Raw genomic sequence first — 14,215 nt, 5'->3', positions numbered from 1 at the left:
GATCCAGTTTTCAGTAAGCGACGACAATGGTCGAAGTCCACGGTGGCCGATCTGCTGCGTAACCCGAAATACACCGGCTATCAGGTGTTCAACCGGCGGGCGACCCGGTCCCGACATGGGGCGGTCAACGGGCCGGAGAAGTGGGTGTGGTCATCCGAGCCCGTCCACGAACCCTTGATCCCGAAGTGGATGTACGACGAGTTCAACGCCAACCGGCAGACCCGGCGCGGCTCCCGCGAGCACAACGAACTCAACCGCCACCCCGCGACCAAACGGACCTACGTGTTCCGGGGAATGATCCACTGCACCTGCGGGCGGCGGATGTTCGGAACCGTCCGCGATCCCAGTGCACCTGTCTGGTACAAGTGCTGGCCCCGAGCGAACAACCGGGGCCGTGACGACAAGTTCGCCGGACACCCCAACAGCGTCCGTATCCGCGAAGACGTCCTGGAAGCCGCGATCGCCGACTTCTACGCCGAACGCGTCTTCGGGCGCGACAGGATCGCCCTCCTGAGCGCCGAACTCGCGACCTACGACGACCGAGCCGAGCGGGAACGAGCAGCCGAGTGAGGCCGGCTCCAGAAGAAGATCGACGAACTTGATCGCAGGCAGGGCAACCTGCTCCGCCAGGCGCAGGAGGGCGACCCCGACGACCCGTTCACCCAGGGACTGCGCAGTAGCTACAACCAGCTCGACGCAGAGCGTAGGACCGCCCTCGGGAAGATCAAGGATCTTGACGCGGCGGACGAAACCGCACCCGACCGGCCAGGCCAAGACAGCCTCGCCCTCCTCGACGCCCTGCCGGAGCTGCACCTCAAGCTCCGCCAGGCGCCGGAAGCGTTGCAGCGACTCCTCTACGAAAGCACTCAGCTCACCGTCCACCTCGATCACGAAAGGCAGGAGGTGCACATGATGATCAAGATTCCGGTGGCAGACCTCGGCAAGGTCGCCCATCTGGCGGGAGTGACGGCCGCCGCCCCCGGGCCGCCCCGGCAGCCACAGCGCGTGGATGCTGTACGTACCCCGGGTGGGATTCGAACCCACACTGTCGGTGGTTTGAGCACCGTCTCTCTGCCGTTGGAGTACCGGGGCCGGTGGGTGGAGCGTGTTGGATCAGACGGAACAGGGGCGAGTTGGCGCAAGTGAAACGGGCGGAGGAACCGGGCGGGACGAGGGCGAGGAGATCGCCGTCGAACCCGGCCGGAACCGCTCCTTGAAGACTCTATCCGGGTAGGGTGCGTTTCGACCTCCCGCCCTCCGTGTCCGGGGCGGGACGGCCCCCCCGATCGTCCGTCCTGTCACACTGGGGACGCACCTCCGAGACCAGGAGTCCGACTCGATGAGCCACCCCTCCTCGAACCCGCGCCGGGTTCTGATCGCCGAGGACGAAGCGCTGATCCGGCTCGACCTCAGGGAGATGCTCCAGGAGGAGGGCTATGAGGTGGTCGGGGAGGCGGGCGACGGCGAGATGGCCGTCAACCTCGCCGGCAAGCTCCGCCCCGACCTGTGCATCCTCGATGTGAAGATGCCGAGGATGGACGGCATCGAGGCCGGTGCGAAGATCGCCAAGGACCGTATCGCTCCCGTCGTCATCCTCACCGCCTTCAGTCAGCGGGAGCTGGTGGAACGTGCCCGTGAGGCCGGCGCCATGGCCTACGTGGTCAAGCCGTTCCAGAAGAAGGACCTGCTGCCCACGATCGAGATGGCGATGAGCCGCTTCACCGAGATCGTGAGCCTTGAGGCCGAGGTGGAGGACCTGCAGGGGCGCCTGGAGGCCAGGAAGATCATCGAGCGGGCCAAGGGCGTGCTGCAGACCGAGCACGGCATGACCGAGCCGGATGCCTTCCGCTGGATCCAGCGCACCTCGATGAACCAGCGCCGGACGATGCGGGCGGTCGCCGAGGCCGTGCTGTCGGGTGAGGCGTTGCCGGGCTCGTGACCTTCGTGTCCGTGACCTTCGTGTCCGTGATCTCCGTGTCCGTGATCCCGGAGGCCGGGTGAGCGATTCGTCGCGGACGTCTCTCGCGTCGATGACCGGTTCGATCGGGCGGTGGACCCGGGCCAGATCGCGCACCGGTCGCGGACGCGTGGCGCTTGCGGCTCTCGCCGTCCTGGTCCTCGCGGTGCCCTCGGTCCTGGGGCTCACGCTGGCCGCCAGCCTCGGCGCAGGCGATGACGCCGGTGGCGGCGCTGGCGCCAGAGCCGCCACCGGCGTCACCCGGGTCGCCACCCTCGGTGTGATGGCGCCGCTGTCCGGGGATCTCTCCACGGACGGGGTGAGCGCGCGCAACGCCGTCGCGCTCGCGGTCGACGAGGCCAACAAGTCCGGGGCCGTCCCGGGCTGGCGCATCGAGCTGTCCGCCCACGACGACCTGTCCCGTCCGGACGGGGGAGCGCAGGCCGTGGACGCCTTCGTGGCGAACAATCATGTCATCGGCGTGGTCGGGCCGCTGAGCTCACTCGTAGCGAAGGTGTCCCTGCCCACGCTGAGCGCCGCTGGCATCCCCGTCGTCTCCCCGTCGAACGCGGACCCGACGCTGACCGACTCCGGTTCCCGGCCGCGCACCCGGCCCTTCCCGTCCTACTTCCGTCTGGCCGGAACGGACGAGCGCCAGGCCCGGGTCGCAGCCGAGTACGCGGTCAGGACGCTCGGCCGCAGGCGTATCGTCGTCGTTGACGGCGAACCGAGATACGGCACGACCCTGGGCGCCCGCTTCGCGGCGCGCGCCGCCGCTCTCGGCGCGTCGGTGACATCGGTGTACCAGGTCCGGGGGGACGAAGCGGACGGATCCGAGATCGCCGACACCGCGCGGGCGATCGAGGAGGACGCCCCCGATCTGGTCTACGTCTCGACGGGTGCGGCCTTCGCCGGGAAACTGCGGGCCCGGCTCGCTGACGCGGGGACGTCGATCCAGGTAGTGGGTTCGGACGCGTTGCTCCAGCCCCGCTACACCGACGAGGCGAGGTCGGCAGCCGACGGCGATCTGATCATCGGTCCGCTGGTCCCGCCGACCCGGCTGCCGTCCTCGGGTGCCTTCGTCGCGGACTACTCCGACCGTTTCGGGGGACCGGCGGATGACGAGGGCAGTACCCGTCCCGGGGCCTCGGGCGGCGTGGAATCGCCTGGCGCGAGTGGGCGGTCGAGTGGGACTCTGGGCCCGCGGGGCCAGGAGGACCCTGCGGACCTGCGGAGCCAGGAGGATCCAGCGGAGACCGCCTCGCCCGGCCGGGGCGCCACCACCACCCCGAGGGTGGTCCACGGCACCTCGGCACCGGTATCGGCACCGGGGCCGGGCCTGGAGGAGGGGCCCCACGGGCCCCCGGCCGCCGGTACCCGCGTTACGTCCGGGGTGAACGACCCCGCCGCGGAGCTGGAGCTGCGGCGGGCCGAGGCCATCCCCGCGGTCGCGGCCTATGCGTACGACGCCGCCAGGGCGATCATCCGCGCAGCGGCCACGGTGCTGCCGGGCCGGACGACCGTGGACGCGGCCACCAGACACGACCTCGTGACGGCGATCGGAAGCGGCTCGTTCGCGGGGATCACCGGCTCCGTCGCCTTCGACCGCTGGGGGGACACCCGATCGCCCACGGTCGTGCTCTACACGGTACTCGGCGGCAGATTCGTCCCGTTGAAGACGGAGAACTGACCGACCGGCGGTGACGTGTCGGCGGCTGCCGTCATGGCTGCGGCGGCTGCGGCAACCGACATCCTCCGACCGGGCCGTTGCGGGTTCTGCCGGGTCGTTCGCTTCTCCGATCGGGTCGTTTGCTTTCGGACTCACCGGCGAAACCCCCTTCAAGTTACGACACGCTCACGTTGCGCTTCCCTTCCACTCCTCCGAAGGTTACGTTTTCGTCACTATCCGCTGTCGATCGGTTGCCGATGATGCGGTGGCGGACCGGGTCCTGACGCCGAGGGTGTCGGTAGCGGCAGCGATGTGCTGTGGGAGGGCGTGTCATGACGGGTCCTGGACGGCGAGGGGGCGTGCCCCGACCGAGCGTGACGCGGTGGGGGGCCCTCGGATCCGTGGGTGTGCTGACAGCCGCGGCCGTCCTTGCCGGCTGCGGCGGTGGTTCGTCCGGTGACGACGGGAAAAAGGAATACGCCATCGGTTTTCAGGGGCCGCTCTCCGGCGACAACCAGCAGCTCGGCATCAACGCCTACGACGGGGTGCTGACCGCTGTCGAGCTAGCGAACCGGCGCAAGGATCTGCCGTTCAGGCTGCGCCTGGTCGCCTCGGACGATCAGGGTATGGCCGAGCAGGGGCCTACCGCCGCGCAGAAACTGATCGACAATCCGGAGGTCATCGGCGTCGTCGGCCCCGTCTTCTCCGGACCGACGAAGTCGAGTGAGCCGCTCTACAGCGGGGCCGGGCTGCTGTCGGTCAGCCCGTCGGCCACCAATCCGGCGCTCACCGATCTCGGGTTCACCAGCTTCTACCGGGTCATCGCACCGGACACCGTGCAGGGATCCGCCGCCGCGGAATACCTTGCCAAGGTCGTGAAGGCGGACAAGGTCTACTCTCTCGACGACCGGAGCGAATACGGCACCGGCTTGTCCGGAGCGCTCGAGAAGGCCCTGACCGGCCGTGGCATCCGCGTGATCCACGACGGCATCAATCCGACGAAGGACTACACGTCCCAGGCCACGAAGATCCTCGCCGAGAATCCGGACGCCGTGTACTATTCTGGCTACTATGCGGAACTCGCGTTGCTGACCAGGGCGCTGCGCAGCAAGGGGTACACCGGGAAGGTCGTCAGCGGCGACGGCGCGAACGACGACCAACTCATCCACCAGGCCGGTGCCGGCAACGCCGAGGGAACGCTGCTGACCTGCCCCTGCGGTGACCCGAACAGCGATCCCGCGGCGGCGGGGTTCGTCGCCGACTACAAGACGATCAACGCCGACGCGCGGCCTGGAACCTATTCCGGCGAGGCTTATGACGCCACGAACGCCGTCATCGAGGTGCTGCGCCGGCTCGGTAGCGGCGCGACGCGGGAGGCCGTGCTCGCCCGGTTCGGCTCGGTCGACATTCCCGGCGTCACCAAGCGCATCAGATTCCGGAAGAATGGTGAGGTCGAGGGCTCGACGGTCTACGTGTACGAGGTCCGGGCCGGGAAACGGGCCGTGCTCGGCCCGGTCAGCTCCCTCGTCAGACCGTAACCGGCGGACCTGCCCGGCCGGCGGACCTGCCCGGCCGGCGGACCTGCCCGGCCGGCGGACCTGCCCGGCCGGCGGACCGACGTGGTCGACGCATCGGTCCGCCCGCTCGCGGCGAAACTGTCCGACCCACGGCCTAAACTCGCCGCGTGTCCGTCACCACTTCGTCCCCCACCTCGTCTCCGTCCGGGAGCCGCTCGGCAGCGTCCGCCACCGGGGCCACCGGGGCCACCGGGGCCACCGGGGCCACTGCGGCCGGCCCGGCCGTGTCCTCGCCGAGTCCCGCGCCATCGAGCCCCGCGAAGTCGACCCCGGCAACGCCCCGGTTGTTGCTGCTTGACGGGCACTCGCTGGCCTACCGTGCCTTCTACGCGCTGCCGGTGGAGAACTTCTCCACCACCACGGGCCAGCCGACGAACGCGGTGTACGGATTCACCTCCATGCTCATCAACGTCCTGCGCGACGAGCGGCCGACCCATGTCGCCGTGGCGTGGGACCTGCCGACCCCGACCTTCCGGCACACCCAGTACGCCGAGTACAAGGCCGGTCGGGGCGAGACCCCGGCCGACTTCGTCGGCCAGGTCAGCCTCATCCACCAGGTGTGCGACGCCCTCGCGGTGCCGGGGGTCAGCGCGCCGGGATACGAGGCCGACGACGTGATCGCCACGCTCGCGACCCTGGGCGCGGCCGAGGGGATGGACGTGCTGGTCGTCACGGGTGACCGTGACGCGCTGCAGCTGGTCGACGAGCGGGTGACGGTGCTGATGACCCGCAAGGGCATCAGTGACATGGTCCGCTTCACCCCCGACGAGGTGCAGGCGAAGTACGGCCTGTCCCCAGTGCAGTACCCGGACTTCGCGGCCCTGCGCGGGGATCCCTCCGACAACCTGCCGTCGGTGCCGGGGGTGGGGGAGAAGACCGCCACCAAGTGGATCCAGCAGTTCGGCTCGCTGGCCGAACTGGTCGACCATGCCGACGAGATCGGCGGGAAGACCGGGGCGTCGCTGCGCGCCCACCTGTCCGAGGTCATCCGCAACCGTTCCCTGACGGAGCTGTCCCGTGACGTGCCGCTCGACGTCGTCCCCGCCGGCCTGCGGATGCGGCCCTGGGACCGGGAGGCCGTCCACCAGCTGTTCGACACGCTGCAGTTCCGGGTACTGCGGGAGCGGCTCTACGCGGCCCTCGCGATCGCGCCGCCTCCCGCCGACGAGGGGTTCGAGATCGAGCTGACCGTGCTCGGGCCGGGCGAGGTGGCCCGGTGGCTCGCCGAGCACGCCCACAGGGTCGGCCGTACCGGCCTGCACGCCCGGGGCACCTGGGGGCGCGGCACCGGTGTGCTCGCCGGTCTCGCGCTGGCCGCGGCCGGCGGTGCCGCGGCCTGGATCGACCCGACGCTGCTCACCCCCGCGGACGTGGCGGCGCTGGGCGCCTGGCTCGCCGATCCGAACCAGCCGAAGGCCGCCCACGACGTGAAGGGGCCGATGCTGGCCCTGACCGAGCTTGACCTGCCGCTCGCCGGCGTCACCAGCGACACCGCGCTCGCGGCCTATCTGGCTCTGCCCGGCCAGCGGTCCTTCGACCTGGCCGATCTCGTCGCCCGGTACCTGCATCGCGACCTGTCCGCCGACCCCGTCCCGGGCGGCCAGCAGCTGACCCTCGACGGCTCCGGCGAGGCCGACCAGGCGCACGCGGACGCCGTGCGGGCCCGGGCCTGCCTCGAGCTCGCCGACGCCCTCGACGCGGACCTCGAACGCCGCTCCGCCGCCACCCTGCTGCGGGACATCGAACTCCCGCTGGTCACGGTCCTGGCCGGCATGGAGCGGGCCGGCATCGCCGTGGACTCCGAGCACCTGACCGAGCTGCAGAAGCACTACGGCGGCGAGGTCAGCGCGGTCGCCGCGCAGGCCCACGAGATCGTCGGCCGGCCGTTCAACCTGGGCTCCCCCAAGCAGCTGCAGCAGATCCTCTTCGACGAGCTGGGCCTGCCCAAGACCAAGAAGATCAAGACCGGTTACACCACGGACGCCGACGCCCTCGCCTGGCTGGCGGTCCAGTCCGACCATCCGCTCCTGCCGGTGCTGCTGCGGCACCGCGACGTGGCCCGCCTCAAGACGGTCGTCGACTCGCTGATCCCCATGATCGACGATATTGGGCGCATCCACACCACGTTCAACCAGACGATCGCCGCGACCGGCCGGCTTTCCTCCGCGGACCCGAACCTGCAGAACATCCCGATCCGGACGGCCGAGGGGCGCCAGATCCGCCGGGCCTTCGTCGTCGGCGCGGGCTACGAGACGCTGCTGACGGCGGACTACTCGCAGATCGAGATGCGGATCATGGCTCATCTTTCGGGTGACGAGGGCCTCATCGAGGCGTTCGGCTCCGGCGAGGACCTGCACACCTTCGTGGCCGCCGAGGCGTTCGGCCTGCCGGTCTCCGAGGTCGACCCGGAGCTGCGCCGGCGGATCAAGGCGATGTCGTACGGCCTGGCCTACGGGTTGTCCGCGTTCGGCCTCGCCGGGCAGCTCGGCATCGCGCCGGACGAGGCCCGGGAGCACATGGACGCCTACTTCGCCCGGTTCGGCGGGGTCCGCGACTTCCTGCGTGGGGTCGTGGAACGGGCCCGCAAGGACGGCTACACCGAGACGATCCTCGGCCGCCGTCGCTACCTGCCCGATCTGACCAGCGACAACTCCCAGCGGCGGCAGATGGCCGAGCGGATGGCGTTGAACGCGCCGATCCAGGGTTCCGCCGCGGACATCATCAAGATTGCGATGTTGGGGGTCGACCGGGCGCTGTGTGCCGGGGGGTACGCCTCCCGGCTGCTGCTCCAGGTGCACGACGAACTCGTCCTCGAGATCGCGCCCGGCGAGCACGATGCGGTCGAGCGGCTGGTCCGGGCCGAGATGACCTCCGCGTACACCATGTCGGTGCCGCTCGACGTGAGCGTCGGCGCCGGCTGCACCTGGGACGACGCGGCGCACTGAGTGTTCCTGTTACCGAGTGTTCTTGTTACCGAGCGTTCCTGTACCCGGATGTCATTTTTGCGCCGAATTACTCCGCTGGCTTCCCGGATTTTCCGTCGTCTCCGGTATCAGTCGAGGAATTGTACCGAACCGTGAAATTGCATCGGTGCCGGGAAGCTGCTGGCTATGATGTCGGTCACGCCGGATCGACGGCTATGTTGGAAGGAAGCCTGACCCGGTCCTGTCGCCGTCGTGCACCGTGACCTCTCGGATGCGGGGTCGTTGCGACACCCGGAGCGACGTCCCGCTCGGTGCGGTTCGTCCCTGTTCGGTCCGCCTGATCCGCTCGGTCCGTTCGGTCGGGCTCATCGCGGGTCAGTGCGGGAGGAAGCGGTTTTTGATCAGCGGGCGTACGTTCGCCGGCCGTCGGCGTTTTCTCGTGGTCACCCCTGCGATCGCGGCGGTGCTCTTCCTGCTCGCCGGGTGCATTCCGGGCTCCCCGGGTTATCTGCGCTGGGGAAACTGGCTGGGTCTGGTGGTCGCGGTCGGTAACGCCGTCGTCGGGCTGGTGGCCAACCCGAGAGGGCGCTGGATTCCGCCCGTCGCCGTCGCCTCGCTCGCCGCCGCGCTCGCCTTCGCGCTGGCGAGCGCGGCGCCCGGCCGGAACGCGGACACATACCTGACCTGGTTCCCGGTGCTGTGCGCCTATGCCGCCCTGGTCCCCGTCGGCTGGGCCGTCGCCGGCACCGCGGCCGTCTGCGCTGCCGTCGTCGCCGGCGTCACCGCCCACGGCGGACTGGCCGAGGCCGCCGCGCCCATGTTCTCCACCATCGCCGCCGTCATGCTCGTGGGCGCGGTGGCGAAGGCCCTGTTCCGTGAGGGCCTGCTGCAGAACCGTTCCGATCCCCTCACCCGCCTGGCCAACCGGGGCGGGACGATGGAAATCGGGCAGTCCGCCGTTGCGAAGATCAATGCCGCGGGGAACGAGGCTGTCCTCGTCCTGGTGGACCTCAACCGGTTTCACGAGGTCAACGATGCGCTCGGTCACCTCGGCGGGGACCAGCTGCTGAGGATGATCGCTGAGACGTTGCCGACCCTGACTCCGAGGCCGGTGTTCGTCGGTCGGGCCGGCGGGGACGAGTTCGCGCTGGTGTTCCGCGGACCCGAGATCATCCCGGCGCCGCCCGTCTCATCTGCCTCACCCCCCTCATCCACCTCATCTGCTTCACCCGTCTCCCTCGGCCCGTCGGGCGCGCCGGCCGTCCGCAGCCCCCTGCCCGCGGCCATAGCCGCCGGGCGGCGGCGCACCTTGGGCCGGCGGGTCCTCCGCCAGATCCAGGGGCCCTTTCAGGTCTGCGGGGTCGACGTCGAGGTGGACGCCTCGGTGGGCATCGCGGTGGCCCCCCGCGACGGCGCGACCATGGCCACCCTGATGAGCTGCGCCGATGCGGCCCTGCTGCGGGCCAAGCGGGTCGGGGAGAGCGTGGGCCTGTGGGATGCCGGCATCGCCGGGGTGCGGCCCGAGGAGATCGCGTTGAACGCCCAGTTGCGCGCCGCGATCGGCCGCGACGAGCTCGTCCTGTACTACCAGCCGGTCCAGTCAGCTCGGACCGGTGGGATCGTCGGTGCCGAGGCGTTGCTGCGGTGGCGACATCCGAGCCGTGGGCTGCTCCCCCCCGGCGAGTTCCTGCCGATCGCCGAGCGGTCCCCCCTGATCGCGGACCTGACCCGGTGGGTTCTCGACGAGGCACTGCGGCAGTGCGCCGCCTGGGACGCGGGGGGCCTGCACCTGCCGGTGTCGGTCAATCTCTCCCCCCGGATGCTGGTGCTCGACGATCTTCCCCGGGTGGTCTCGGACTCGATCGCCGCGCACCGGCTGGCCCCCGACGTCCTCACCCTGGAGATCACCGAGAGCGCCCTGGTCACCCAGCCCGCGCGTGCGGCGACAATGCTGGGTCAGTTGCGCTCCCACGGCGTGGCGCTCTCCCTCGACGACTTCGGCACCGGGTATAGCTCGATGGAGATCCTCAAGACGTTGCCGTTTGACGAGGTCAAGATCGACCGGGGGTTCGTCACGGACGTCCGGGGGAGCCTGCCCGACGCCGCGATCGTGCGTTCCGTGCTCGATCTGGGACATCGCCTGGGGCTGCGGGTCGTCGGTGAGGGCATCGAGGACGAACGGACCCTGACGATGATGGTCGACTTCGGCTGCGATCTGCTGCAGGGAGAGGCGATCTCGCCTCCGCTGCCGGCGGAGCGCGTCCGCGAGCTGCTGCGGGCCCGGGCCGCGAAGGCGGGCAAGGTGGTCCCGGGCGGTGACGTTCGATGTCGCCGGGCGTGATGGTCCGAATTACCCGGCTGCGCTGACCTGCCCGGCTGCGCGGACGACGATGCCGACGGCCTGCCACGCCTCGGAGACGGCCTTCCGCGCGTCCGCACCGAACAGCAGGCCGGCCTGGTGCACGGTCACCGAGGCGAATGCGCGGAACGTCGTGTTCGGCCGGATCTGCGGTGCGCGCAGGGTCTCGTACCAGATGCGGCCGGCCTTCTCCCAAGCGTATCCGCCGAGAGCCGTCGCGGCGAGGTAGAACGCCTTGTTCGGGATGCCCGAGTTGATGTGGACGCCGCCGTTGTCGGCGGTCATCCGGACGTAGCGGTCCATGTGGTCCGGCTGGATGTCGTCGCCGAGTACCGGATCGTCGTAGGCGGTCCCGGGGGCCTTCATCGACCGCAGCGCGACGCCTTGGACGGCGTCTGTGAGCAGCTCGTCGCCGATCAGCCAGTCGGCCTGCTCGGTGGTCTGGCCGCGGACGTACTGCTTCACCAGGGAACCGAAGACGTCGCTGATCGACTCGTTGAGCGCGCCGGACTGGTTCACATACATCAGCGCCGCCTCGTCCTCGGTGACGCCATGGGTCAGTTCATGACCGATGATGTCGAGCGACGCCGTGAAACGCTTGAACAGCTCGCCGTCGCCGTCGCCGAACACCATCTGGCGGCCGTTCCAGAAGGCGTTCTCGTAGTGGTCGCCGTAGTGCACGGTGGCGAGCAGAGCCATCCCCTCGTCATCGATGGAGCTCCGGCCCAGGACGTCGGAGTAGAACGCGAACGTCGAGCCCAGGCCGTCGTAGGCCTCGTTGACCGCCGCGTCGTCGATCGCGGCGCCACCCTCCTCGCGAACCATCGCACCCGGCAGGATCTCGGTGCCGCCCGCGTCGCTGACGGTACGCCGCGGGCCGCTCTCGGGCGCCGGGCGCGGTGGGACGGCACCGCGCCGCGTCGAGCGCATCAGGGCGTTGTGCACCCGGATGGTGCGATGAGAGGTGTCCTGGAGCAGGGTGGACAGGGCCCGGGAACGCTGCTCCTCGGTGCCGTTGCGGACAATGCGTTCGAGGATGTGGGGTGGGATCGCGCAGGGCAGGGCGTGGCGGGGGCAGGGCATCGTCGACTCCGTAGCGTGAGATGATCGCCGGTGGATTCCCGCGGGCGTCGACGGCCGCGGATGACCCCGGAGTCACCGACCTTGCTACCTGCGACACAGGATGTCCAGAGAGTGCCGGTCCACCGCCTTCTTCTGGCTAGCCGGAAACGTTCCGTTACCACCCTATCCGCGATGCCGGCCGGGCGATGGGCCGGGCGGGGAACCGGATGCAGTGCGGAGCCGACCCCGACGGCGCAGGAGCGTCCGCGCCCCCAGCTGGATGATCGCCAACGTGAGGCTGCCGAGGATCAGGAAGGTCATGTTCTCGTCGAGCCAGGTGACGACGCCGTGCATCCATGGCGTCACGGCGCGCGCCGCCGTCAGGTAGAGGGCCGAGGACAGCAGGGAGCCGGGAACCAGGAAGCGCAGGAACCGGCGCAGCGGGACGTCGCCGGCGCCGAGCGCCGCGTCCACCGCCGCGTTGGTGTTCAGCAGGCAGAACCACAGCAGCGGGCGCTGGGTGCCGTGGCGGGACAGCGCCGCCACGGCGCGGCCGGTGCTGATACGCCGTAGGAGCACCGAGCGGATGTTGTTGCGGGCCAGACCGAAGTAGCCGACGTCGATCAGCCCGCGGAAGAACGCGGCGATCAGCAGGGCGGGAACGAACGGCACCGTGCCGCCGACCAGCAGCAGGATCGCCCACGTGGGTCGCAGCGCAACGAGCAGCAACGGTGCCGAACCGGCGAGCGCCGGTGCCAGCGCGAGGCCGAGGGCGCCGAGACCGAGCAGCGTGCCGGTGAGCAGGGCCGGCCAGAGCCGGTGCGCGACCGGGGCAACCTCCATCCGCACAGTCTGCCAAGTACGCGAGCTGCCAAGTACGCGAGCTGCCAAGTACGCGAGGGCGCAGCCGGGCGGACCGGCTGGGTGGCTGGCTCCGGGAGCTGGCAGACTCGACGATGTGTTCACAGTAGGTCTGACGGGTGGCATTGGTTCAGGCAAGAGCGCGGTGTCAGCGTGCCTCGCGGCCCGGGGCGCCTTGCTGATCGACGCCGACCAGGTCGCCCGGGACGTGGTGGCGCCCGGCACCCCGGGGCTCGCCGCGGTCCTGGCGGAGTTCGGCACCGAACTGGCGAACGCGGACGGCGGTTTGGACCGCGAGGCGCTCGGCCGGATCGTGTTCGCCGATCCCGCCGCCCGCGGCCGGCTCGAAGCGATCGTCCATCCGCTGATCCGCGAGGAGACGGCGCGGCGCATGGGGGAGGTGTCACCGAGCGGGATCGCCGTGCACGACATCCCGCTGCTCGTCGAGGTGCACGCCGAAGGCACCTACGACGTGGTGCTGGTCGTCGAGGCGCCGCGGGAGGTGCGGCTGCACCGCCTCGAGGGCCGCGGCCTGCCCCGCGACCAGGCGCTGGCGCGGATGGCGAACCAGGCCACGGACTCCCAGCGCCGGGCCGCCGCCGACATCGTGGTGGACAACGGCGGGAGCCTGGACGACCTCGACGCCCGCATCGAGGAGGTCTGGCAGGACCTGCTGGCCCGCCGCGGCGCCAAGGCCGCAGCCGAGGCCGAGACCGTCGCCGGCGGCGCGGATGCTGCCGCCAGCGGCACGGACACCGCCGCCCCAGCCGGCTGATCGTGGCAGGCCGGCGCTCACGGCATCACTGCACGCCGGCGGCGCCCATGCCACGCAGCTCCTTCTTCAGCTCGGCGATCTCGTCGCGCAGCCGGGCGGCCAGCTCGAACTGCAGCTCCTTCGCCGCCTCGTGCATCTGGTCGTCGAGCTGGCGGATAAGCTGCGCGAGTTCGTGGGAGGGCAGGCCGGCGAGTTCGGCGGCGTACCGGCCGACGGCGCCCTCCCTGCCGGCGCGCGACTTCATCCCCGGAACCGGGGCCTTGCCGCGGGACTGCGATCGGCCGCCGCCGCCAATCAGCTCGCCGTCGGCCGACTGGCGAACCATGTCGTCGAGGATGTCGACGACCTTCTTGCGCAGGGGCTGGGGATCCAGCCCGCGCTCGGTGTTGTAGGCGATCTGCTTCTCGCGCCGCCGGTTCGTCTCGTCGATGGCGCGGCGCATCGACGGGGTGATCGCATCCGCGTACATGTGGACCTGCCCGGACACGTTACGGGCGGCCCGGCCGATCGTCTGGATCAGTGACTTGTCCGAGCGCAGGAAGCCCTCCTTGTCGGCGTCGAGGATGCTCACCAGCGACACCTCTGGCAGGTCGAGACCCTCGCGGAGCAGGTTGATCCCGACGAGCACGTCGAACTCGCCGCGGCGCAGCTCGGTGAGCAGCTCCACCCGGCGCAGGGTGTCCACCTCGCTGTGCAGGTACCGCACCCGGATGCCGAGCTCGAGCAGGTAGTCGGTGAGATCCTCGGCCATCTTCTTGGTCAGCGTGGTGACCAGGACCCGTTCGTCCCGCTCGGCGCGCAGCCGGATCTCGTGGACGAGATCGTCGATCTGCCCCTTCGTCGGCTTGAGCACGACCTCGGGGTCGAGCAGGCCGGTAGGCCGGATGATCTGCTCGACGACGCCGACGGACCGGCCCAGCTCGTAGGGGCCCGGGGTCGCCGACAGGTAGACCGTCTGGCCGATGCGCTCGAGGAACTCCTCCCACCGCAGCGGGCGGTTGTCCATGGCACTGGGCAGCCGGAACCCGTGC

10 protein-coding genes and 1 tRNA gene are annotated in these 14,215 nt (G+C 70.3%); 7 read left to right on the top strand and 4 right to left on the bottom strand.

The window, feature by feature from the left end:
* Window positions 1-570, top strand: a 570-nt coding sequence (locus AC08OO_RS09460) for a recombinase family protein (RefSeq protein WP_476609596.1), incomplete at its 5' end; no start/stop codon positions are given.
* Between the two features lie 449 nt (window positions 571-1,019).
* Here AC08OO_RS09460 and AC08OO_RS09455 read toward each other — a convergent pair.
* Window positions 1,020-1,092 (bottom strand) — tRNA-Leu (locus tag AC08OO_RS09455).
* Window positions 1,093-1,339: 247 nt separating this feature from the next.
* Between AC08OO_RS09455 and AC08OO_RS09450 the strand changes: the two genes are divergently transcribed.
* The 5 genes from AC08OO_RS09450 to AC08OO_RS09430 all read left to right on the top strand — a co-directional run bounded on the left by AC08OO_RS09450 (window position 1,340) and on the right by AC08OO_RS09430 (window position 10,468).
* Window positions 1,340-1,939, top strand: a complete 600-nt coding sequence (locus AC08OO_RS09450; protein ID WP_011436057.1) for an ANTAR domain-containing response regulator — start codon at window positions 1,340-1,342, stop codon at window positions 1,937-1,939.
* A gap of 91 nt (window positions 1,940-2,030) precedes the next feature.
* Entirely contained in the window at window positions 2,031-3,647 is a 1,617-nt protein-coding gene (locus AC08OO_RS09445) for a branched-chain amino acid ABC transporter substrate-binding protein (protein ID WP_476609600.1), read from the top strand.
* A 311-nt stretch (window positions 3,648-3,958) separates the two neighbouring features.
* On the top strand, window positions 3,959-5,164 hold the full coding sequence (locus AC08OO_RS09440; protein ID WP_011436059.1) for a branched-chain amino acid ABC transporter substrate-binding protein: 1,206 nt from the start codon (window positions 3,959-3,961) through the stop codon (window positions 5,162-5,164).
* A gap of 326 nt (window positions 5,165-5,490) precedes the next feature.
* Window positions 5,491-8,148: a DNA polymerase I gene (polA, locus tag AC08OO_RS09435; protein WP_200923120.1), complete on the top strand. Its 2,658-nt coding sequence runs from the start codon at window positions 5,491-5,493 to the stop codon at window positions 8,146-8,148.
* Window positions 8,149-8,524: 376 nt separating this feature from the next.
* Window positions 8,525-10,468 (top strand): putative bifunctional diguanylate cyclase/phosphodiesterase, encoded by a 1,944-nt coding sequence (locus AC08OO_RS09430; RefSeq protein WP_476618426.1) that lies wholly within the window; start codon window positions 8,525-8,527, stop codon window positions 10,466-10,468.
* A 9-nt stretch (window positions 10,469-10,477) separates the two neighbouring features.
* Here AC08OO_RS09430 and AC08OO_RS09425 read toward each other — a convergent pair whose 3' ends face one another.
* Both AC08OO_RS09425 and AC08OO_RS09420 read right to left on the bottom strand, forming a co-directional pair.
* Complete coding sequence (locus AC08OO_RS09425) at window positions 10,478-11,569, bottom strand: M4 family metallopeptidase (RefSeq protein ID WP_476618425.1); 1,092 nt, start codon at window positions 11,567-11,569, stop codon at window positions 10,478-10,480.
* Window positions 11,570-11,731: 162 nt separating this feature from the next.
* Window positions 11,732-12,391: a hypothetical protein gene (locus AC08OO_RS09420; RefSeq protein WP_476609593.1), complete on the bottom strand. Its 660-nt coding sequence runs from the start codon at window positions 12,389-12,391 to the stop codon at window positions 11,732-11,734.
* Between the two features lie 115 nt (window positions 12,392-12,506).
* Between AC08OO_RS09420 and coaE the strand changes: the two genes are divergently transcribed.
* Window positions 12,507-13,184 (top strand): dephospho-CoA kinase, encoded by a 678-nt coding sequence (gene coaE, locus AC08OO_RS09415; protein WP_476609592.1) that lies wholly within the window; start codon window positions 12,507-12,509, stop codon window positions 13,182-13,184.
* 25 nt (window positions 13,185-13,209) lie between these two features.
* Here the strand turns inward: coaE and AC08OO_RS09410 are convergent.
* A partial coding sequence (locus AC08OO_RS09410; protein ID WP_476618424.1) for a helicase-related protein occupies window positions 13,210-14,215 on the bottom strand: 1,006 nt, incomplete at its 5' end.

The sequence above is a fragment of the Frankia sp. CeCAU1 genome, from assembly GCF_977971845.1.
Note: the sequence above shows the minus strand (reverse complement) of the source record. Positions and strands in the feature narration are given on the sequence as shown.

Excerpts from the sequence above, each read along its gene's own strand:
- AC08OO_RS09450 (WP_011436057.1), top strand. The coding sequence starts at position 1,340 with ATGAGCCACCCCTCCTCGAACCCGCGCCGGGTTCTGATCGCCGAGGAC.
- AC08OO_RS09445 (WP_476609600.1), top strand. The coding sequence starts at position 2,031 with ATGACCGGTTCGATCGGGCGGTGGACCCGGGCCAGATCGCGCACCGGT.
- AC08OO_RS09440 (WP_011436059.1), top strand. The coding sequence starts at position 3,959 with ATGACGGGTCCTGGACGGCGAGGGGGCGTGCCCCGACCGAGCGTGACG.
- AC08OO_RS09425 (WP_476618425.1), bottom strand. The coding sequence starts at position 11,569 with ATGCCCTGCCCCCGCCACGCCCTGCCCTGCGCGATCCCACCCCACATC.
- AC08OO_RS09420 (WP_476609593.1), bottom strand. The coding sequence starts at position 12,391 with ATGGAGGTTGCCCCGGTCGCGCACCGGCTCTGGCCGGCCCTGCTCACC.